Genomic DNA, 20,427 nt, shown 5'->3' on the forward strand with positions numbered 1-20,427 from the left:
CTTAACCCGGTTGTCTATTTAGTCACTCCACTTTCTCAATGCCCCATACGCTGGCGTCGAACTGCTTTTCAATGGTAACTCGAATGCCTTTTTCAAGCAATTCTGTTCCACTGAAAATGCCGAGATCTTTGCCATCCTCGGGTGAAAACAGACGATAACGCCCGCCTGGCTGCGCAAGCGGAAATGCAAATGTCCGTGTGGTTTCAACAGACCCGTTTCGGAAGAAGAACAAAACGCCGCCCTGTTTCTCTTTATTGAATTTATAGACCCCGTCCCAGTTGCTCATCGTCGGCCGCTGGAAGATGTCGGATACATACGAGAAGCGCGTGAACTGATATTTTTGATCCATCATTTTAAACCAGGTATTCCATTTTAAATACCAGGGTTTTAGCGTTTGCGGCAGTTTTCGTGAGTCGCCAACGAGAATCGGTTTGACAGAGGCCAGCGACAGAAATGTGTATTTGGAGTAAGGCGAATCCATATACTGGTTGCCGATCAGGTTTGTAGCGACCGGGATGGCCCGCCCACGGTCGAAAGCCATTTGCCGGATGTTGATCGGGCCAACGGGAGCGTCGTCGTCGTAGTTGGTGAGCCAGTCGTAGTCGGCGTGTTCGATTAATGCATAGTCATTGATATAGTACTCTCCCCAAACCTCATAGGTACAATCGACGAGCAGGTTGGGGAATGCTTTGTGCAGATCGTCGAAGAGCCGTAATGCTTTTTCGTAAATGGCGAAATACGAGCTCTCGCGGTCTTTGTGGGCTTTACCTTCCGATTTGTAATCTCCTTTTTTTGAATAGTCGAGCACGTAAGCGGAATTGGCGATGGCCAGATCGAGCTTAATGTAAGCAAGGTCGTTCTCACGGACGTGACGCTTTATTTTTTCCAGGATATAATCATAATACCCCGATGCAAGCGACATGGTAACCCGGCCTTTCATTTCCTCGTGCAGGTAGGCGGGTTCGCCGTTTTTGTCGTAAATGGCCCATTCGGGATGTTCCTTGTAAAGTTTACTGTTTTTGTCCACCGATGCCAGGCCCATCCAGAGACCGGCTTTCATTCCTCTTTTCCGGATGTGGTCGGTGATCGGTTTCAAGCCATTCGGGAATCGGGTAGGGTGGGCTTCCCAATCACCGTAATTGTTTTCCCAGCCCGCATCCATAATGAACAAATCGGTGCCGGTGCCTTCGAGGCCGTCGGCGAGCTGTGTTACGAGCGTATCATTAATATTGGTATAAAAAGGCCGCCAGGTATTGTAGAATGTGAACGGGATTTCTTTTCGCTCGAAAAGCTTCACACCCAGGCGCGTGCGAATGAAGTCGGCGAAATAGCCTTCGAAGGCATCTTCCCATTTCTGTGATTGGACGAGACAAATGAATGTTTTGGGGCTGTTAAACTTTTCTCCCGGTTCAATCCACTTTTTAAATGGATAATGGTCAGTCAGCTTGGTCATACCGATCGAAATGCGGTGGTGATCGGCGTAGATTTCTGTCTTTTTGAGAATGCTGGGCGCTTCATTACCCAGGATGAAGCCTTCTTTTGCATAATTATTGTACACAAAAATGGCTGCATCATGGTGGTCGCCGTGATAGGGCCGCCAGGCGAAGCGGGAGCCGTAATTGGTGTATAATTCACTTTGCTGTGAAGAAACGGGCACTAGATTCAGTCTTTCTACTTCCAGATCGGCGATAGCAATCGCCTTTGAGCCATTGTTGGTAATGCTGATTTGCTTTCTGATAACCGGCAACTCGTCGTACACCTCATAGCTCAAATCTACTACTACATTTTCAGCGCTGTTACCCGATCGTCCCGCGAGTTGTACGACCACTTTTTGAACTCCGTCACCCGTCCTGGCCGATGTGTGTTTGATGTATTTAAATAACCCATCCGCACCGTTGCCACTTACTGCCTTACCGTTAATTGTAAAATAAAATTCTTCCGAGCCAGGGCGGCTGTAATCTTTGTTCGTCAGAAGATGTTGAAACCGCGATGTGTGGAAAGAATTATCACTTATAGTGAATTTCCTTTCCAGGAAGCGGTTTTTAATGACAAGCGAATCTTGCGAAAACGCATTGCATGAAGCAAGGATAGCCAGAAAGGCGACCCGGATAAATTTGTAGTACATAGTAATGTGTATAGTTATTATTAACTATTTGACTAACTATGGAATAACCATAGTTAGGGTGAATTTAATAAAATATTAAGAACAATTTAAATTTTAAACAGATTATCAATCAAGATGTAAGCTGGTCTTTGAAAAACCCTGATATTGCAGCTTCTTAATTCAAGACGTTTAATCTATGTCACAGAACTTATTCGATTTTGGGATGATTGGACTGGGCGTAATGGGCCGAAACCTGTTACTGAACATGGCCGATCATGGTTTCTCTGTTATCGGTTTCGATAAGGACGAAACCAAAAATTCTGCTTTGGAATCCAGTGCCACCCCGGGTACCACTGTTAAGGGCGTTTCAGAACTAGCCCAGATGATCCAGCTGCTGCAACGTCCCCGTAAGGTGATGATGCTGGTGCCTGCCGGCCAGCCGGTCGACGATGTTATCGCATCCCTATTACCTCTTCTTGAAAAAGGCGACGTTATCATCGATGGAGGAAACTCTCATTATACAGATACGCTCCGCCGCGTGAAATACCTCCGTGAAAAGGATATTCATTTCATGGGAATTGGTGTTTCCGGTGGTGAAAAAGGCGCGCGCACAGGCCCGAGCATTATGCCCGGCGGCGACAAGGAGGCATATGCACACGTGCAGCCGATGCTGGAAGCCATTGCAGCCAAAGTGAATGGCGAACCTTGCGTAGCCTACCTAGGCAAAGAAGGTGCCGGCCATTATGTGAAAATGGTGCATAACGGTATCGAATATGCCATTATGCAGCTCATCAGCGAATCGTACGCGATCCTGAAAAAGGCCGGTTTGAGCAACCAGCAACTTCATGAAGTATTCAAGAGTTGGAATGATGGCGACCTGCAGTCGTTCCTGGTGGAAATTACCGCCGATATTTTCCTGCAAAAAGACGACAAGACCGACGCGCACCTGGTTGACGTGATTTCCGACAAAGCGGGTTCGAAAGGAACCGGTAAGTGGACTTCGCAGGACTCTATGGAATTGCCTGTGGCTGTTCCCGTGATCGATTCAGCAGTGGCTATGCGTACGCTTTCAGGTTATAAGGATGAAAGAGTGGTTGCGGCTGAGCTTTATGGAGCAAGCAATGCGATTTCGGAAGAAACCCAGGTATTGATCCAGCAGGTACACGACGCATTGTACTTTGCCACTATTCTGGCCTATGCGCAAGGCCTCGCAATGCTGTTCCAGGCTTCGAAAGACCTGCAAATGGAGATCCCGCTGACGGACGTAGTGAGCGTTTGGAGAGGTGGTTGCATTATCCGTTCGTCGCTCCTCAGTGTGTTCACGAGCGCCTACAAGCAAACCCCGGAATTGTCCAATATTCTGTTGAACCAAGAGGTAGCTGCATTGGTTAAGTCTGTGGAAGGTAATACGCGGTCACTGGTCGCTTTTGCCGCCCAGTCGGGTATCCCGGCCGCTGCGTTGATGTCGTCACTGGCCTATTTCGACGCGTACAAAACAGCGTACATGCCGACGAACCTGATCCAGGCGCAACGCGATTATTTCGGCGCGCACACCTACCAACGTACCGACATCCCAGGTACTTTCCATACAGAATGGGGTCAACAATAAATCAGAAATTTTATGCAAACCAATAAACGTCCCCCTGCCTCGGTACTCTTTATTTTCGGAGGAAGCGGTGACCTGAACTACCGGAAACTCACACCCGCCCTTTATAACTTATTTTTGGATAATTGGATGCCCGATCAGTTCGCGATCGCGGGTATCGGGCGGAGTGCTTATTCCAATGAAAAATATCATGAGCATTTGCTAGACGGCGTTACAAAATTCTCGCGCCGCAAGGGTAAGCAAAATGGCCACTGGACGGATTTTACGCAGCATGTTTCCTACCTGCAAATGGACGGGGACGACGCGGCAGCGTACCACAAGATCACCGACCTGGTAAAAGAAAAAGAAGAAGAATGGGGTGTTCATCCCAACGTGATATTCTATCTCGCCGTCGCTCCTCAGCTCGTTCCTTCTATCGCTCAGAAACTGGGTGCGTTGAAGATCTGCGGAGAGAAAGGCACGACCCGTATTGTAGTTGAAAAGCCTTTCGGGCACGACCTCGAAAGTGCTCACGAGCTGAACTTGCTGCTTTCCAGTATGTTCGCTGAGGAGCAGATTTTCCGAATCGACCACTATCTGGGCAAAGAAACGGTTCAGAATATCCTTGCACTGCGTTTTGCCAATGCATTGTTCGAACCGCTCTGGAACCGCAACTACATCGACCACATCCAGATCACGGCTGCCGAAGCAGTCGGTCTCGAAGGCCGCGGAGGCTATTTCGAGCACGCAGGCGCATTGCGCGACATGGTGCAGAACCACATCCTGCAAATCCTGTGTATGATTGCGATGGAGCCGCCGGTGTCGTTCGATGCTAATGAGATCCGTAATAAGAAGGTAGACGTTCTGAACGCGATCCGCCGCATTACCAAAGAGCAGGTACACGATTTCGCCGTTCGCGGACAATATTCGGGTGGCTGGAAAAAGGGCGAGAAAGTGGTAGGCTACCGCCAGGAAGAAGGTGTGAACCCGCAGTCGAATATCGATACTTTCGCGGCTGTGAAGTTTTATATCGATAACTGGCGCTGGCAGGGTGTGCCGATCTACGTGAGGACCGGTAAATTTCTGAACCAGAAAGCGACCCATATTACATTGCATTTCAAACAGGCGCCACATTATGCATTCCCGCCTGAGTCTGCTGAAACCTGGCGTTCCAACCGTCTCACGATCAGCATCCAGCCGAATATGGACATCAGTATCCGTTTCCAGGCCAAACGCCCGGGACAAACGATGATGCTCGATCCGGTGGATATGACTTTCGATTACGACGCAGCAGGAGAGCACGCACCAGAGGCGTACGAAACATTGCTTTTGGACGTCATGGAAGGCGACGCGACGCTATTCATGCGTAACGACCAGGTAGATGCAGCGTGGAGAGTGATCATGCCGATCCTCGAAGCCTGGGAAAACCGCCCGCCACAGGACTTCCCGAACTATGCGCCTGATTCATGGGGACCCGATGCGGCCGATGCGCTGCTCGCCCGCGACGGACATACCTGGCTCAACCTGCCTCCAATCCCGTAAGCTATGGAGTTGCATATCGAGAAGGATACCAAAGCATTGAGTGCCAGCCTTGCTGAATGGATTAACCATTACATTCAGCAAGTGCTTGCAAAGCAGGACCGTTTCACGTTCGTACTTTCGGGCGGAAGCACACCGAAGGCATTGTACGCATTGCTGGGCGAGTCGCCTTACAAAGAGTCGATTCCATGGGAAAAGTTACATTTCTTTTGGGGCGACGAGCGTGCGGTTCCGTTTGAAGATTCAAGGAATAATGCCAAAATGTGCTACGACGAACTGCTGGATAAAGTGCCTGTAAGGGCCGAAAACATCCACATCATGCGCACGGACATTACGCCTGAGGAATCGGCAGCCGAATATGAGAAGATAGTGAAAACTTATTTCGAAGGTTCTGAAACCACTTTCGATTTCGTGTTGCTCGGAATGGGGGATGATGGTCATACATTGTCGCTTTTCCCCGGAACGGAAGTAATCCACGAGCAAAATGCGCTTGCAACCTCATTCTTCCTGCAAGCCCAGGACATGTACCGCATTACCCTCACGGCCCCGGTCGTGAATGATGCCGCCTGCGTGGTTTTCCTCGCGGCAGGCGCAGGTAAGGCGGAGGTTCTGAAACAGGTTTTGGAAGGAGAAAAGAATATAGAACTTTATCCTTCACAGATTATTCAGCCCGTAAAAGGGCAGTTGCATTGGTTTGTGGACGAGGCTGCGGCTGCGCTGCTTTAAGAGTTATATAGTTATTCCAAATGCTGCGAAGCACGTCGATCCGTCGGCGTGCTTCGTGCTGTTTATGGGGTTTTTGAAGCGTTCAACCACGCGCAGCACCATTAGATAAAATCTAACGGTCGTTCACCCGTCTGCGCATTAATTTTACACAAAACAAACCTCACCCACATGATACACATTCTGAAAATCGCGGCGGTTGTCATTGTGATAACCTACGCGCTTCGGCTCGTCAACGCCCCGTCCGATTTGCTTGTTTTTGCCGGCATGGCGATTATCGGGTTGTCTTTGTACTTTCTGTATATTGCCCTCGGACAAATCGTAAACCAATTGAAATCTAAACTGTAATTGAATATGAAGCGCAACATTATTATCGGAGTTCTGACAACCATCGTACTAATCATGGCGCTCGCCATACAACCATTTTCGTTCGAAAACATTGATGCGGGTAATGTAGGTATCCGCATTAACCTCTACGGTAGCGATAAGGGTGTCGACAACATTACCTTGGTAACTGGCCGCGTTTGGTACAATTCCTGGACGACCAAGATTGTAGAATTCCCTACTTATACGCAGAGTGTTGATTACGAGTCATTTGTGATTACGACGAAAGACGCCGCCGAATTCAAAGTCGATCCGAAACTGAACTACCACATTAACCCCGATAAAGTGCCGCAGATTTACCGCCAATACAGGAGACCGTTAGCGGAAATCCAGCAGGGTTTTATGAAAAACACCATTTATGACGCCTACCGCATCGTAGCCAACTCATTCACGTCGGACAGCGTCATGTCCAACCGCGAGGTTTTCGAAGACAGAGTTCAGAATGTTTTGACGAAAACCCTCGGCAAAGACGGTTTCGTTTACGACCAGCTGACCTCCGCCATTACCCCGCCGCCATCGCTCCGGCAAATGATCGACGAAAAGAATGCCTCCATTCAGGCACGTCTGAAAGCTGAAAACCAGGCGAAACAGGCCGAAGCAGAAGCAAAAGTTATTATCGCCCGCGCTGAGGGCCAGGCGAAAGCCACATTAATCAAAGCCCGGGCGGAAGCGGAAGCCAACCAGCTGAGACAAAAAACAATTACCCCGCTACTGATCCAGCAAGAATGGGTCGCCAAATGGAACGGCATACTACCGACGACGAATGCCGGCGGAAGTACGAGCTTGATGCTGGGGATTAAATAGCAATAATTGTTGCGAACAAAATAATCAAAGCCCCGGGATTACCTCGGGGCTATTTTATTTCCCGTCATCATCTTTTTAAGCATGCTTCCAGGTATATTGATGTAGGCCGAGCTGTCGATTTTGGCATTAAACAGCTTGAACATGTCCTTGTCTGCGCTCAATACACTACTATCTCGCACCGTAATATCAGCTCTTCCGATTTGATTGTCCTGGTCTAGTTTGAGATAGCCGTTTGCCGCCACATTAGCCGTCAGGTTATCGATTGAACTACCCGCGAAAAAGAGGCCGTCGCCTTTTTGCTGCACCGTCAGATCTCCGAATTTGAAGTTTCTGACTTTGCACCGGACGTTGTCCAAAATAATACCTTTGAGTGTAGGCGTTATCACGTAAAAGGAAGGAAGTGAGCCATAGGTACCGCCTCTTGGCCGATAACCCTGATTTACTTCTGGTGTATACGTCAATATTAAGGTGTCACCTGAGGAGTCCCATCGCAGGTACTTCGGTAGCGTGATCATTCTGATTTCGGCAACGGGTCCTTGTCGGATTTCGGTTAACCCAACGTCCTTGCCTAGCAGCTTGATGTATTGAAACGGTTTGATCGGGTGTCGTGAAAACCCATAGAACGCATCATTCTTGTCGATTTTATCAAATTGGCTTTTCAATGCCAGATTGGAAGAAAGCGTGACCAGAAAAAATAAGGACACGGTCACGATAAGCAGGATATTACTTGTTTTCATGGTCTCGGAATTATTTGGTTAACGGGTACATTTCTACGATGAATTTCTGATAGCGGTTTTGCAACTCGTCTATTCCGATGTCGAGCAGATACATAGTTTTAAAAAAATCCGGTAATTCGGTTGCCAGAAAGCGCTCTTTCCGATAGGCCAATATTTTTTCGTTCGCTTTCTCATCGGCCGAATAGCCAATTCCCCGCTTGTTGAATATGATTTCTTTGTTTTGCAGGAAGTCATAGGTTCTCATGACCGTGTTGGGGTTAACCTCCATCATAGCGGCGAGGTCCCTTACCGACGGTATGCGCTCACCGGGCGGCCATTTACCCAGTAGAATCTGCTCGCAGATGTAGTCGGCGATTTGCAGGTAGATGGCTTGTTTATCTTTAAATTCCATAAATAGCTTTGTTAAATTTCCCTTTCCTTCATCTGAAAGTAGGCGCACGCCCAAAGCATCAATGCAATGAACACGGAAAAGACTTGTAATGCCGTAAACATCTCGGGAGGAAACGTCAAGTGGTAAAACCCGGCGACATACTCGGGGGGCGACATGTCGTCTTTGGGATAGTACCATAACTTCCACCCAGTCAATGGAAAGACCGCGATCTTGGAAGGATTTGAGGCAAGACTTGTGGCAAGCATGAGGTTCATCAATGTCGTGATGCACGCAAATCCGATGAACACGGCAGCCGTTTTAATGTAGGATGACTTTTTGAAATAGATCGATCCGAGGAAAACGGCACTCTGGATGCCAAGGTAGGAATAGGTGGAGTACAGCATGAAATCTTCCGGAATGTACCTGTACTTGTCGCCATTGGGAGGAAGGCTCTTGTTGGCAAGGTCGATGATGAAATAATGGAACTGCCAGAAAAAGACCAGGAATGAAACGACAAAAAGGAGGTTGATCAACAACGAACTGAGGAATTTCTCGATCCCGGACGCGGGAAGCATTAATGCAGCAATGCCTGTATCGGAGGCAGAATATTGTGAGAATGCGGTGCTGGTATAGAGGCTTCCGCCAAGGAGCAGGATCATGATCAGCGCAAAGTAATGCAGGACCTCCCGGAAATTGCTGTATTCATCGGACATTGCGACGGGCATCATCAGGATTAGAAGGCAGAAGACCAACACGCATGCCATCAGCAAGTAATTTTTGCCCTTTTCAGCCCAATCGAGCCTTAGCATGAGGGTGAAGCGATGTATATTGAATGTCTGGTTCATAGTGAAAGAAATGGAGACGAGTGGACAGGAAGAAGTGACGGTAATATATGCCGGAGCATCAGGCCCAGCACAATGAGCAGGAGCACAATGATCAGTCTCATGGTCTTAGTGAGCAAATATCTGGCTTATCCGCGCAGGGTTTTCGATAACCGCATTAAACAAATGTTCGAGATCAACCCGGCTTTCCTCCTGTAATGAATTCTCGAAAACTGCCTTGTAACCACGTAATGAGGGTTCTGAATACAGCACACGATCGTCGTATTCAATGCTGGGCAAAATTCCGAAGTAAAGACGTTCAGAAACAGCTTCCAAACTGTGCCGGATCATGATTTTGCTGTCTTCCAAAATAATAATGGCGTCGATGAGATTGTCAAGGTCACGTACCTGGTGTGTGGAAATCAGAATTAGCCTGTCTTTGTCCAATGCGGAGGAAACCAGTTTCCGGAACTGACTCTTGGAAGGAATATCGAGCCCATTGGTAGGCTCATCCATAATGAGCACGCGGGTATTGGTGGCTAATGCGAAGGCGATTAATACCTTTTTCTTCTGGCCATAAGACATTCCGGTCAGCTTGTTACCATGTGGGATGTCTAGTTCAGCTATATAGCCTCTGAATTGCTTTTCGTCAAATTTTGGATAAAAGGGCGCCAGCATTTCCAGGTATTTTTCCACAGTCACCGATGGAAGGTAAATCTCTTCCGGAATAAAGAAGACATCCTGTAAAAAGGCAGGCTGGCGTTTTCGGGGCTCGTAGCCTGCCACTTCAATCTGGCCTTCCCGGGGAAACAATAACCCTACCATATTGCGAAGCAAGCTGGATTTGCCGGCCCCGTTTTTGCCAAGTAATCCGTAGATATGGCCGGGTTCCAGTTTCAAACTAAGATTTTCAAAAAGCTTGTTGCGTTTACTATACCCAAAAGAAACCTGGTTAAGGTGAATCATGGCTCAATTGTTTTAGTGTATTAGTTAAATAGTACACTGCAAATGTAACTGATGATTTGACATTGTCAACAGGTAGCTGAAAAAATATTTTTGAGGAAATAGAAACCAAAAGTGAGGCTTACTCGCCTGAGATGAGGCGCTTGTAATCTTCCTGCGTATCAATATCGATGCTTCCTTGTGGAAATGGGCATATCGAAACGTCGTCAGGAGAGCGTTTAAATAACTTTTTCGCTCCCTCGGCCCCTGTGAGTTGTAACAGGGCAGGGAAATAGGAAGCAGCAAAAAGAGCAGGAGTGCCCAGCGAATCACTGTATTTTGAAGCGACCATGCCTTTGGCATTTGCTTCGAAAGTGTGAATTAAGGCATTGAAAATTTCTGAGGAAACAAATGGCTGGTCACTTACGGCCAGAATTGCCCCTGTAAGTTGCGGATACCGCGATTGCAGCGCATGAATGCCGGTTTTAATGGAGGCCGACATGCCTTCCTGCCAGTCGGCATTGAATGCCAGCTTGCATGGCAGGCCTTTAAGTTCTGCTTCAATTAATTCAGAATTAGAACCTGTGACTACAATGACATTGCTGCCCACAGTCGCCAGCGCAGCTCCCGTAATGTGCCGGATCAAACTCTTGCCCTGAAATTGAAGTAACTGCTTGGGCTCACCGAGTCGCGATGAGTTGCCTGCTGCAAGGATTACAATGCCATATTCAGCGCGAGCCATAATCAGTCAAGAGACGATTGTCTGAACCGCGCAGAGAAAATCTTCCTTTTCGTCACGGGTATAATCCACCCGCTGATCGGAGCGGTTGTGAATCGGTTCCAGTTTTTCGCGAAGGGAAAACCCGGCGCGTTTACCCAATACGGCTTTAATTTCCGCCAGTACCGACAATGCGATTTCCTCCGAGGTCTCGGCGCCAATATCAAGCCCGACAGGCCCGAATACTTTCGCCTTCTGCTCATCCGTAATCACCATTCCATCGCTTTCGAGCTCCGCATACATCCGTTCGAGCTTTTTCTTCGGGCCTAGTGCACCTACATATTGACAAGCATCTACATTGAGCAGCTGTTTCAGCAATGCGAGGTCGTAATTATAATTATGCGTCATGAGTAGTACAAACGTCCGCTCATCGACGGTGACATGCTTTAAAACATCCTCAGCACGCGTTACCAGCACTTTTCCGGCTTTTGGAAATCGTTGGCGTGTAGCGTGGCCGGTGCGGCCGTCCACCACAGTAACATTCCAGCCGAGTACGCTTGCCATTTCGGTGAGGGGAATCGTATCGTTACCTGCGCCGGCAATGACGAGCGACGGCGGGGTATTGAAATACTCCACAAAGCCGGTTAGCGACTGGTCGAATGCCTTGAAAAATGAATCGCCACGCTCGTAGGCAGCCTGCGTTTCGTTCAGTAGGAGATCGTACATTTCCGGGTCGGTGCAATTACACGTCACCTGATCATCGGTTTGCAAATGCAAAAAACAGGTGCCGGGTTGTGTCCCAGCGCGGGAATGCAGTGAGAACAGTGTCACCACAGCCGCATTCTGCCTTTTGGCCGAAATATTTTTCAGCAATTCCACTGGATTTTCGGCGTCATCAGCTTTAATAGGTTCAAAAAGAATGTGTACAATGCCATTGCAACCCAACTGAACGCCCAGAGTGGTATCGTTTTCGTCGGTCGTATCGTAGGTTACCAGCTTGTTTTTTTGTTGGGAGATAGCCAGTAATGCCTTCCGCAACGCATCACCTTCCAAACATCCGCCACTGATAGCACCGGTGAGCTGGCCGTCGTCGGTCACGAGCATGCGTGCGCCCGGGCGCCTGTATGAGGAGCCTTCCACATGCACGACCGTCGCGAGCGCCACGCGCTTGCCCGAGGTCAATGCCTGCTCATACGACCGGATGATGTCCGTGATCTCTTTCATGACGATGTTGTTTTACGATCTTTGAAATAACCGAAACTGCGTGATTTACATGCTCTTCCGTAGAGAACCTCCCGAAACTGAAACGGAAGGAATTATGGATGCGTTCGTCAGAAAAACCCATTGCTTTCAGTACATAACTGGGTTCGAGGGTGGCCGAGGTACAGGCCGAGCTGCGCGAAAATGCGAGGTCGCTGCCGGCCTCAAATATCAGTTTTTCGCCATCCACCTGTCCGAACGAAATATTGGTGCAATTCGGCAGCCTGCGCGCGTCCTCAGCATTGATCTCGATATCTTGCAGCACAAGCAATTCCACTTCGAATGCATTCCGGAGTGCGGCAATGCGTTTGGCTTCCCGGACCATTTCGGCACCGGCGATCTCGCAGGCCCAGCCGAGTCCAACGATGCCGGGGACATTCAATGTGCCGCTTCGCATGTTCCGTTCATGGCCGCCGCCATCCATTTGCGCGGTTAAGGTCACGGTGGGATTCTTTTTGCGCACATACAATGCCCCTACGCCTTTGGGACCGTAAATCTTGTGCGCACTCAACGCCAGCAAATCTATGCCGTCATTCTGGACATTCAACGGAATTTTGCCGACAGCCTGCGTGGCGTCCGACAGGAACGCGATATGGTTTTTTTTCGCGATGGCCGCTATTTCGCGGATAGGCTGGATCACCCCGGTTTCATTGTTGGCGTACATGACCGCAATGAGAATGGTATTGGCCGTAATGGCATTTTCGAGATCTGTAAGGCTGATCTGCCCGCTGGTGTTGACGGGTAAATAGGTGACGTTGCCGCCGAGACGTTCGATATGCTTGCACGTATCGAGCACCGCTTTGTGCTCGGTGCATACGGTGATGATATGCTTCTCCTGTTGGTCCGAATTTTCAAAAACACCTTTAATAGCCAGGTTCACAGCTTCGGTAGCACCCGATGTAAACACAATCTCCTGCGGGTGCGCACCTATGAGGCCGGCAATTTGCTCGCGGGCCATATCTGCCGACTCTTCCGCTTCCCAGCCATAGGAATGTGTCCGGCTCGCGGCATTCCCGAACTTGTCCGAAAAATAGGGGAGCATCTCCTGCAAGACCCTTGGGTCCACAGGGGTAGTCGCATTATTATCCAGGTAGACGGGCAGTTTCAAGGGGGGAAAGGTTGGTTTTAATCTAAAAAAGCAAAACACGCAGGCTTAGTTCAAAATAAACAAAAAACCATCTCATTTTAAACATGAGATGGTTTCCGAAACTTAAACGAACAGGTTAACTATAATTATGAAAATTGGTATTCAGTTTACTGATCTGGTTGTTGGTTAACATCGATAAGGTCATTGCCGCAGGTATCTCGACAAGCGCGAATATAAGCCCCATTCCTTTGTATAGAGCATATAAACAGTGTATTTCAGCTTTTTAGGAAGCCGGTCTTCCCAGGTTTTGTTATTTGAAACAATTCGTTCCCCGACTATCGGGCCAACCAGTGGAGGCGGAACCAGTAGCCGGTACGCATTCAGAAATGCATTTGCTGCGATGTGCATGAGTGCCAGGTTCTTAAATCCGGCGGCTACTTCGATAAAAATGAGTCCGGTATGAGCCATTGAAATATAAGCAATGCGTCGCTTTACCGATGATTGCGCCCTGGCAAAGCCAGCCGCCATTGCAGCCCCTGCCAACCCGAGTAATGCGATGAGCACACGGACGGAGACCTGGTGTTCCCAAAACGGAGAAGTCCGCAGCAAGAGGAACACACCCATTTGGGCCGTGAGTGTGGTAAGTAGAATAGCGCTCGCAGTGGAAGCATTTTCCAGTGCCTGGGGCAGCCACGAAAAGAACGGCAGCTGCGACGATTGCATGGAGGCCGTTGCCACCAACAGGAACGATACGAGCGACGTGTTTTCCCGCCACAGGTGGTGGCTTGCCCACATGGCAAGGAGCAAGCCCACATCACCCAAGCGATATATAAAGAAGGCTTTCGCCGAAATGCCGCGCGTTGATTCCCGGTGGAGGATGATGAGCAGAAATGAAGCTATCCCCATGACCTCCCAGCCGAGCAGTAATGTTTTCAAACCACCTGAAAAAATGGTTAGCCCGTAACCGGTACAAAAAAACACAACCGTGCACACGAAGCGGGGCCACTGCTTGTGCCCGCGCAATGTTCTGTGGCCATTCCAGACGGCCAGGAGCGTCATCGCGAACCCTGTTGTCAGGTAGGCTAGCGTCAAACCGTCAAAATGGAAATCACTCCAAAACATATACTCATTTTAAAAAGCTATCGACGACCGGTATCAATCAGTAATGCGGCTTCACCAACCACCAGCCACCGATAGCGAATATTTTAATGGACGGCATCTTCAATGACGATCCGGGGGGCGGACTTATAAGTAATCATTTTCCTGTTTTTCAAAACCCGGAGTTCACGGGAGACGGGATCGATCACTACGAGGTGTACCCACTCATTCAGCAGCCATAGTGCGACGGATCGCCGCCCGACGGATCGCCGCCCGACGCACGTCGATTGCACGGCCAGCCGGTCTATCACCTCCAATACCGTTTCGGGGAACTGTTCAACGACACACAACAGGCGCATGGGTTCGAAATCTTTGGTTAGCCCGGCGGGCAAGCGCGCCTGTAAATCGCCCCGGGCAGTGTCGGCCACCCCCAACAACCCGATCATCTGATCGGTCAAAATATCGTCCATTCCCGCCAGGCCGGTCCGTGCAAAGAAGCATTCAAGATTAGCGACTCCGAGTGAGGGTACCACTGCTTCCAGTATCTCTTCCAGCATTTCACCGTTCGGATCGAGCGAAAAATCGTAGCCGTGCCTGAATGCACGGTGTTCTGCCGTAACGCTCCGGAGTAGCGATGGCCGGCCGATGATGCATAACGAATCTACCGCATTGGCGAACGATGTTTCCGTGACCCGCGTACCGGTTTGATTCCGGGTATTTTGCGGATCCTGGCGCAATTCAGCCAAAATCCCTTCATAATAACTCCATTCAACCGCTTCCTGCCAAATGGCGAGTACTTCACTCTTTTCGCCGACCGGAACCGGCGCAAACAAATCCTCAGGAGGTGCCGGTAGCCGGTAAGCCAGGGGCTCCCAATGCCTGCCCAGGCGATCATCCAGGACATCGATTTCGAGCAGCAATTCGAACACGATCAGCTCGCGCAGGGTAATATTGCTGCCATTGGGTGAAATTTCCCGGCCGATTTCCAGTGTCGCTACCAGTCCGGACCAGCCGCGGTGGGCAAATTGCTGGTCGAAAAGGTATTGTTTGAAAAGCGTTTCGTCCCCGACAATGACCGTCAGCAGATCGCTGATAGAAGAGCTCGCTTGCAAAAGCAGGTTCCGCGCCCGGGGCGTATTGAATGCGCTGACAAAGCTGTTCGATTCCACTTCGCGCATGGAATCGAGAAAGCCTTTTCCGCGTACCGGGAATTTCCAATCCGAAACACCGTGGTCGAGATAGTTGCCTAGAATCCGGAACAGTCTCGGATGGACACGTGCATCCAGGTCGGTTTTGTATTGCTTTTGCCAGTTAGCCCTCAGTTTGCCGATCCTTGGCGAGGATTCGGCGGCGGCCGGAAATTTTTTCATCAGGACCTTATCCTGCCATTCAAATGTATTGGCAGCGCCTTTTTTTTCGACCAGCACTTTTTCCAGGATACCTGGTTTCACCCTTTTGGAATTGTAAAGCGAACGGTATTCTTCCAAAGAGAGCGTAGTACGGTAGCCCAGCATTTCGGACGCGTGCCGCAGCGCGTCATCAAAGGTTTGCTCCTGAAACGCTTCCAATGGGTTTCGATAGGTAAATGTCTTTCCCGGTGACAACGTCGGCAAAAACTGCTTCAACTCATGCAGTACCGCTTGTTCGTCGAAAGAGTTGTTCCGGGCTGTCATGTGCAGAAGCTGATAGCGTTTTACAAAGTCCTTTTACCGACCGGCCGGGGACGTGAGCCACCTCCGGTTTTCGTTTCTCAAAGGAGCCAAACAGCAATTAAAACGCAATTAAACAAGCCTTAAAAAGCGGTTAAAATTAGTTAAAATGAAGATTATCAGCTGGTAATGTAGTTCGGTGATGGGCGCCTTGCCGTTGGATTTATTAATCGAGGAAATGGGGCATTAAATGAAACTATTTCTTTAATTTTGTGTTCTACTCTACAATGTTAGTAGATTAATGTTTCATTCTTTAAACCTTCACCATTATGTCACTTCGACTAGGAGATATCGCACCGGACTTTGAAGCAAATACCACTCAGGGACCTATTAAATTCCACGAATGGCTGGGAGATAGCTGGGGATTGCTGTTCTCTCACCCCGCTGACTTTACTCCCGTTTGTACAACCGAATTGGGTAAAACGGCCCTTTTGAAAGGTGAGTTTGAGAAACGCAATGTGAAAGTACTCGCCGTGAGCGTCGACGACCTGGATTCGCACCAACGCTGGATCCCGGATATCAATGAAGTAAACAATACCGAAGTGAACTTCCCGATTATCGCCGACGAAGGCCGCCAGGTAGCGCAGCTGTACGATATGATCCACCCGAATGCGAGCGAGAAAGCGACAGTACGCTCTGTATTTGTGATCGGCCCCGACAAGAAGGTGAAGCTCACGCTCACTTATCCTGCGTCGACAGGCCGTAACTTTAACGAAATCCTCCGCGTGGTGGATTCGCTCCAACTGACAGCCAACTATTCCGTAGCAACGCCGGCCGACTGGAAAGACGGTGAAGACGTCATCGTTGTGCCCGCAGTGAGCACAGAAGACGCGCAAAAGAAGTTTACCAAAGGGTTGAATATCGTGAAGCCGTACCTGCGCTACACGCCGCAGCCGAATAAGTAAGTTTTTTCGGTTGCATGAAAAAGCGGATGCCTCTTATCGGGACATCCGCTTTTTTTATTTAACTGCCGCTTTCGCTTTCAATGACCTCCTCCGGCACAATCTTCTCTTCGCCATAGTAAATCATATGCCGAGCGCCCTGGTAATAGAACCAGATAGAGAGCGACATTGGGATGTGGGCAATGTCATTATAATTGAACCAATCGCCGAAGCTGAATTTCAATGCATGGAAGCCGGCGGCTATCGCGCCCATGAGCGTAGCGAGGAAGATATTTTTGCTTCCTGGATCCTTTTTCTTTTTGTAAACATAGAGTTCGATCATGAAGAGCATCAGGAAAAGCCCGTAGAATGCATGAACTTCCACAATCCTGAAATCGAGGGTAATGAATGTGAGTACAAAAAATAAGGTAAGCTCTACATAGTTCAGCCAACCCAGAATGAGCCCGTTGCGCCGATGCAGCAGCGGTTTGATATGCCATATTGCCGCGCGTTCAAACAATGCGACGGCGATCATGCTTGCAAACCAGCCCGGGATCTTACCGACTTTGCCGGTCATGTACAGAAAACCGTGTCCCAGAATTCCGCCAATGGCCGTTGCGATAGCCATAAAAAGGAAGAAATACTGGATTTGCTTATACATCCGGTGCGCGCGGCCCAGTTTGTTGAGGTGAAAAAAGGCGTAAATGCACACCGCGGTCATCATCAGGCTCGACAGTACCGTCGAGGGCTCCATAATGGGTATTCCGAATAAATTTATCTGGTGGACTTTGCTAAAATCTATAACAGCTTCATTCATGAACGGACGAGTAAGTTAGCGCAAACGGGATCTCACCGGTTTGCATTCGAGTCTCAAAAGTACGCTTATCTTCCCTCCCCACCAAAATTGTACCACTTGCCTGTTTTCAGGTTGGTACCCTCAAAGTGCCGATTCGCAGATGAATTCGGGGGAGCTATCTATTATCAAATAATAAATGCACAGCATGTATTTCATTTGTATTGAGAATTGTATTTAAGTAGGACAGCAGCGAGAGCGCCCTCTTTGATTAACTTATGGAAACCATGAAGAATCCCTTACTATCAGTCGTCAGATTCGCCGTTTTGACGCTTTTCTTGGCCATCGCGGCCAACCATTCCATTGCACAAGCGCCTGTGCAGGGCGACTCCAAAATTTCAGGAATTGTACTGGATTCAGCTGCCGCGAGGGGCGTCGAGTTCGCCAGTATTGCATTATTCAATGCAGCTGATAACAAAGCGATTGACGGTACCACCGCCGACGAGAGTGGTAAATTTGCCATCGTGAAAGTGGCGCCAGGCACCTACAAGTTGATGATCTCCTTTATCGGCTACAAAGACAAGGCTGTGAGTGTGAAAGTGGAGAAGGGCAAAGATGTCGTACTGGGGTCGATTCAGCTTGTTTCGAGCGTGCAGAATTTGGCGGAGGTTACCATTACCGGCGAAAAGTCGCTGGTGGAGGAGAAGGTAGACAGGCTGGTATTCAATGCGGAGAAAGACATTACTTCCAAAGGCGGCGACGCATCGGACCTGCTGCGCAAAGTGCCGATGCTCTCGGTGGACCTCGATGGCAACGTATCGTTACGCGGAAGCTCGAATATTAGGGTTTTGATCAACAACAAACCTTCTACGATTATCGCGGCCAACGTGGCGGACGCCTTGAAGCAGATTCCGGCAGATATGATCAAATCCGTGGAGGTGATCACTTCGCCATCGGCTAAATACGACGCCGAAGGCTCGGGGGGAATCATTAATATCATTACTAAAAAGAACAACCTGCAAGGCCTGACGCTGAATATCGATTCGGGAGTGGGGAACCGCGGTTCGAACCTCGGATTGAATGGAAGCTACCGTAAAGGCAAAATGGGTTTCACGCTCGGTGGTTTCGGTCGCGCGTTCTATAACAAAGCCACATCGGTGCTGGATCAGACGACGTATTCGGGTGGAAGTTCGTTTCTTACTAACCAAAGCTCGACAGCCAAAGATCGTGGCTTGTTCGGACAGTATTCATTGGGCTGGGATTATGATTTGGGTAAAAATCAGGCGCTTTCGGCCGGACTGCGCTATGGAACGCGGAATTTTATCCAAAAACAGGATCTGACCATTAACCAATACGAAAACAGCGTTTTGAATAACAGTTCATTGCGCAAGGTCGACCGCAAGGATCTCTCCGGAACTGTGGATTTCAATATCGATTACATCCGTACCTTCAAACCGCAGCAAGAATGGAGTATTTCGACATTGTACAGCCGCACGGGGCTGACAAACAACTTCAATACCGATCTCCTGAATGAATCCGGCGCGGTAAACAGCAAGTTGAAAAACGAAAACAAAAACGAGAACTCGGAATTGACCCTCCAAACCGATTACCAGACGCCCCTGGGCAAGAACCAATTGATTGAATTCGGTGCGAAAGGTATTTTCAGGACGGTAAATAGTGATTTTAAATACCTTACCGCTGGCGAGTCGGGTGATTTTGTGCTGAGTACAACCAATCCGGCAGGAGCATTGAACTATAAACAGAATGTGGCGGCGGGTTATCTGTCCTACACGCTTTCTACCAAAAACAAATACACGTTCAAACTCGGAACGCGTTACGAATACACGGGCATTACCGCGGATATGGGAGAAAATAAGCCCATCGACATCCCGGCTTACGGAAACCTGGTGCCAAGCATCAACGTTTCGAAGGCGCTTTCGGGAAGTACTACTTTAAAAGCAGCATATAACCGCCGCATTCAGCGCCCGGGTATCCAGCAGCTCAACCCGAACGTGAACCTGTCGAACCCGCAGAGCATCAGCACGGGTAACCCGGCACTGAGCCCTGAGTTGACAGATAATTTCGAGGTTGCATTGAGCACCAATATCAAGAAGACTTACATTAATGCATCGGTTTTCGCCCGCCAGACCAACAATTCGATCACACAAGTGAGAATGGCGGTGGATACATTGCAAGGTGCCATTGTTACGACTTACGAAAACATCGGTAAACAGAGAGCCTACGGGGCGAACATCTTCGCGAACGTATACCTGACGCCGAAATGGACACTGAACGGTAGCATCGACATTCTGCATTCGTACCTCGAAGGGCAAACTACCGGCCTCGACGGTACTTCGCAAGCAATGAGCAATTCCGGTTTCAACTATGGTGGCCGCTTAATGTCGCAGATTTCGCTGCAAAATGGCTGGGGATTGCAGGCATTCGGTTTTTACCGGGGTAAGGAGATTCAATTGCAGGGCACACGCACCGGTTTCTACATATATTCATTAGGGTTCAAAAAGGATTTTGCCAACAAGAAGGGCAGCATCGGTTTCGGAGCGGAAAACTTCCTGACCAAGGGCGTACGATTCACGTCGGATCTGACTTCGCCGCAATTCGTGCAGACCGGCGCAACACAACTTTACAACCGCAATTTCAAGGTGACATTCAGCTATTCGATCGGAAAGATGAGTTTCAATGCGCCGAAGAAGAAAACGAAGTCGGTTAACAATACGGATGTTGTAGGAGGCGGCAGTCAGCAGAACTAGTTGGGTCAACTATTGCCGCCGAGCGCAGAGACATTTGTCTCTGCGCTTTTTTTGTGTGTACATTGCAAAACAGATATTACACAGCATACTTTTTCGTTAATATA

Annotated in this window: 18 protein-coding genes; 7 read left to right on the top strand and 11 right to left on the bottom strand. The window is 49.1% G+C overall.

Translation table 11 applies throughout. The annotated features are described in order from the left end of the window. Positions 1 to 22: 22 nt before the first annotated feature. Complete coding sequence (locus ACTJJJ_RS16260; protein ID WP_440702340.1) at positions 23 to 2,125, bottom strand: alpha-galactosidase; 2,103 nt, start codon at positions 2,123 to 2,125, stop codon at positions 23 to 25. A 175-nt stretch (positions 2,126 to 2,300) separates the two neighbouring features. Here ACTJJJ_RS16260 and gndA point away from each other — a divergent pair, with 175 nt between their 5' ends. The 5 genes from gndA to ACTJJJ_RS16285 all read left to right on the top strand — a co-directional run bounded on the left by gndA (position 2,301) and on the right by ACTJJJ_RS16285 (position 7,139). Next, on the top strand, positions 2,301 to 3,713 hold the full coding sequence (gene gndA / locus ACTJJJ_RS16265; protein ID WP_188933427.1) for an NADP-dependent phosphogluconate dehydrogenase: 1,413 nt from the start codon (positions 2,301 to 2,303) through the stop codon (positions 3,711 to 3,713). A 12-nt stretch (positions 3,714 to 3,725) separates the two neighbouring features. Beyond that, positions 3,726 to 5,231 carry a glucose-6-phosphate dehydrogenase gene (zwf, locus tag ACTJJJ_RS16270; protein ID WP_426293259.1) on the top strand — a complete coding sequence of 502 codons (1,506 nt, stop codon included), beginning with the start codon at positions 3,726 to 3,728 and terminating at the stop codon, positions 5,229 to 5,231. Between the two features lie 3 nt (positions 5,232 to 5,234). Then, complete coding sequence (gene pgl / locus ACTJJJ_RS16275) at positions 5,235 to 5,954, top strand: 6-phosphogluconolactonase (RefSeq protein WP_440702341.1); 720 nt, start codon at positions 5,235 to 5,237, stop codon at positions 5,952 to 5,954. Between the two features lie 168 nt (positions 5,955 to 6,122). Further along, positions 6,123 to 6,299: a hypothetical protein gene (locus ACTJJJ_RS16280; RefSeq protein ID WP_426293261.1), complete on the top strand. Its 177-nt coding sequence runs from the start codon at positions 6,123 to 6,125 to the stop codon at positions 6,297 to 6,299. Positions 6,300 to 6,305: 6 nt separating this feature from the next. Further along, positions 6,306 to 7,139 (top strand): SPFH domain-containing protein, encoded by an 834-nt coding sequence (locus tag ACTJJJ_RS16285; RefSeq protein ID WP_188933414.1) that lies wholly within the window; start codon positions 6,306 to 6,308, stop codon positions 7,137 to 7,139. 38 nt (positions 7,140 to 7,177) lie between these two features. Here ACTJJJ_RS16285 and ACTJJJ_RS16290 read toward each other — a convergent pair whose 3' ends face one another. The 9 genes from ACTJJJ_RS16290 to ACTJJJ_RS16330 all read right to left on the bottom strand — a co-directional run bounded on the left by ACTJJJ_RS16290 (position 7,178) and on the right by ACTJJJ_RS16330 (position 15,845). Next, the gene (locus ACTJJJ_RS16290; RefSeq protein WP_440702342.1) at positions 7,178 to 7,876 is read right to left on the bottom strand and encodes a hypothetical protein; all 699 of its coding nucleotides are present in this window, start codon (positions 7,874 to 7,876) and stop codon (positions 7,178 to 7,180) included. A 10-nt stretch (positions 7,877 to 7,886) separates the two neighbouring features. After that, entirely contained in the window at positions 7,887 to 8,267 is a 381-nt protein-coding gene (locus ACTJJJ_RS16295; RefSeq protein ID WP_188933410.1) for a GntR family transcriptional regulator, read from the bottom strand. A gap of 11 nt (positions 8,268 to 8,278) precedes the next feature. Next, positions 8,279 to 9,091: a hypothetical protein gene (locus tag ACTJJJ_RS16300; protein WP_188933408.1), complete on the bottom strand. Its 813-nt coding sequence runs from the start codon at positions 9,089 to 9,091 to the stop codon at positions 8,279 to 8,281. Positions 9,092 to 9,196: 105 nt separating this feature from the next. After that, on the bottom strand, positions 9,197 to 10,033 hold the full coding sequence (locus tag ACTJJJ_RS16305) for an ABC transporter ATP-binding protein (protein ID WP_188933406.1): 837 nt from the start codon (positions 10,031 to 10,033) through the stop codon (positions 9,197 to 9,199). A 118-nt stretch (positions 10,034 to 10,151) separates the two neighbouring features. After that, complete coding sequence (locus ACTJJJ_RS16310) at positions 10,152 to 10,751, bottom strand: nucleotidyltransferase family protein (protein WP_188933404.1); 600 nt, start codon at positions 10,749 to 10,751, stop codon at positions 10,152 to 10,154. Positions 10,752 to 10,757: 6 nt separating this feature from the next. Continuing rightward, positions 10,758 to 11,951: an XdhC family protein gene (locus ACTJJJ_RS16315; protein ID WP_440702343.1), complete on the bottom strand. Its 1,194-nt coding sequence runs from the start codon at positions 11,949 to 11,951 to the stop codon at positions 10,758 to 10,760. Beyond that, entirely contained in the window at positions 11,917 to 13,095 is a 1,179-nt protein-coding gene (locus ACTJJJ_RS16320; protein ID WP_188933400.1) for a cysteine desulfurase family protein, read from the bottom strand. The genes ACTJJJ_RS16315 and ACTJJJ_RS16320 overlap by 35 nt, the downstream gene beginning before the upstream one ends. 180 nt (positions 13,096 to 13,275) lie before the next feature. Continuing rightward, positions 13,276 to 14,196 (bottom strand): proton-conducting transporter transmembrane domain-containing protein, encoded by a 921-nt coding sequence (locus ACTJJJ_RS16325; protein WP_188933397.1) that lies wholly within the window; start codon positions 14,194 to 14,196, stop codon positions 13,276 to 13,278. 83 nt (positions 14,197 to 14,279) lie between these two features. After that, positions 14,280 to 15,845 (bottom strand): putative inorganic carbon transporter subunit DabA, encoded by a 1,566-nt coding sequence (locus ACTJJJ_RS16330; RefSeq protein WP_440702344.1) that lies wholly within the window; start codon positions 15,843 to 15,845, stop codon positions 14,280 to 14,282. Between the two features lie 305 nt (positions 15,846 to 16,150). Here ACTJJJ_RS16330 and ACTJJJ_RS16335 point away from each other — a divergent pair, with 305 nt between their 5' ends. Further along, positions 16,151 to 16,786 (top strand): peroxiredoxin, encoded by a 636-nt coding sequence (locus ACTJJJ_RS16335; RefSeq protein ID WP_188933394.1) that lies wholly within the window; start codon positions 16,151 to 16,153, stop codon positions 16,784 to 16,786. A 58-nt stretch (positions 16,787 to 16,844) separates the two neighbouring features. On the opposite strand, the gene ACTJJJ_RS16340 is transcribed toward ACTJJJ_RS16335, so the two are convergent. Beyond that, entirely contained in the window at positions 16,845 to 17,579 is a 735-nt protein-coding gene (locus tag ACTJJJ_RS16340) for a DUF6962 family protein (protein WP_440702345.1), read from the bottom strand. Positions 17,580 to 17,833: 254 nt separating this feature from the next. On the opposite strand from ACTJJJ_RS16340, the gene ACTJJJ_RS16345 reads away from it, so the two are divergent. Then, positions 17,834 to 20,323, top strand: coding sequence for a TonB-dependent receptor domain-containing protein (locus ACTJJJ_RS16345; RefSeq protein ID WP_440702346.1), 2,490 nt, complete (start codon positions 17,834 to 17,836; stop codon positions 20,321 to 20,323). Positions 20,324 to 20,427: the final 104 nt, after the last annotated feature.

The sequence above is a fragment of the Dyadobacter sp. 22481 genome (assembly GCF_052044875.1).
GTDB classification, from domain to species: Bacteria; Bacteroidota; Bacteroidia; order Cytophagales; family Spirosomataceae; genus Dyadobacter; species Dyadobacter endophyticus.

What these genes read in the sequence shown, in the direction of transcription:
- ACTJJJ_RS16260 (WP_440702340.1), bottom strand. Translation starts at nt 2,125, where the DNA reads ATGTACTACAAATTTATCCGGGTCGCCTTTCTGGCTATCCTTGCTTCA.
- gndA (WP_188933427.1), top strand. Translation starts at nt 2,301, where the DNA reads ATGTCACAGAACTTATTCGATTTTGGGATGATTGGACTGGGCGTAATG.
- zwf (WP_426293259.1), top strand. Translation starts at nt 3,726, where the DNA reads ATGCAAACCAATAAACGTCCCCCTGCCTCGGTACTCTTTATTTTCGGA.
- pgl (WP_440702341.1), top strand. Translation starts at nt 5,235, where the DNA reads ATGGAGTTGCATATCGAGAAGGATACCAAAGCATTGAGTGCCAGCCTT.
- ACTJJJ_RS16280 (WP_426293261.1), top strand. Translation starts at nt 6,123, where the DNA reads ATGATACACATTCTGAAAATCGCGGCGGTTGTCATTGTGATAACCTAC.
- ACTJJJ_RS16285 (WP_188933414.1), top strand. Translation starts at nt 6,306, where the DNA reads ATGAAGCGCAACATTATTATCGGAGTTCTGACAACCATCGTACTAATC.
- ACTJJJ_RS16290 (WP_440702342.1), bottom strand. Translation starts at nt 7,876, where the DNA reads ATGAAAACAAGTAATATCCTGCTTATCGTGACCGTGTCCTTATTTTTT.
- ACTJJJ_RS16295 (WP_188933410.1), bottom strand. Translation starts at nt 8,267, where the DNA reads ATGGAATTTAAAGATAAACAAGCCATCTACCTGCAAATCGCCGACTAC.
- ACTJJJ_RS16300 (WP_188933408.1), bottom strand. Translation starts at nt 9,091, where the DNA reads ATGAACCAGACATTCAATATACATCGCTTCACCCTCATGCTAAGGCTC.
- ACTJJJ_RS16305 (WP_188933406.1), bottom strand. Translation starts at nt 10,033, where the DNA reads ATGATTCACCTTAACCAGGTTTCTTTTGGGTATAGTAAACGCAACAAG.
- ACTJJJ_RS16310 (WP_188933404.1), bottom strand. Translation starts at nt 10,751, where the DNA reads ATGGCTCGCGCTGAATATGGCATTGTAATCCTTGCAGCAGGCAACTCA.
- ACTJJJ_RS16315 (WP_440702343.1), bottom strand. Translation starts at nt 11,951, where the DNA reads ATGAAAGAGATCACGGACATCATCCGGTCGTATGAGCAGGCATTGACC.
- ACTJJJ_RS16325 (WP_188933397.1), bottom strand. Translation starts at nt 14,196, where the DNA reads ATGTTTTGGAGTGATTTCCATTTTGACGGTTTGACGCTAGCCTACCTG.
- ACTJJJ_RS16330 (WP_440702344.1), bottom strand. Translation starts at nt 15,845, where the DNA reads ATGACAGCCCGGAACAACTCTTTCGACGAACAAGCGGTACTGCATGAG.
- ACTJJJ_RS16335 (WP_188933394.1), top strand. Translation starts at nt 16,151, where the DNA reads ATGTCACTTCGACTAGGAGATATCGCACCGGACTTTGAAGCAAATACC.
- ACTJJJ_RS16340 (WP_440702345.1), bottom strand. Translation starts at nt 17,579, where the DNA reads ATGAATGAAGCTGTTATAGATTTTAGCAAAGTCCACCAGATAAATTTA.
- ACTJJJ_RS16345 (WP_440702346.1), top strand. Translation starts at nt 17,834, where the DNA reads ATGGAAACCATGAAGAATCCCTTACTATCAGTCGTCAGATTCGCCGTT.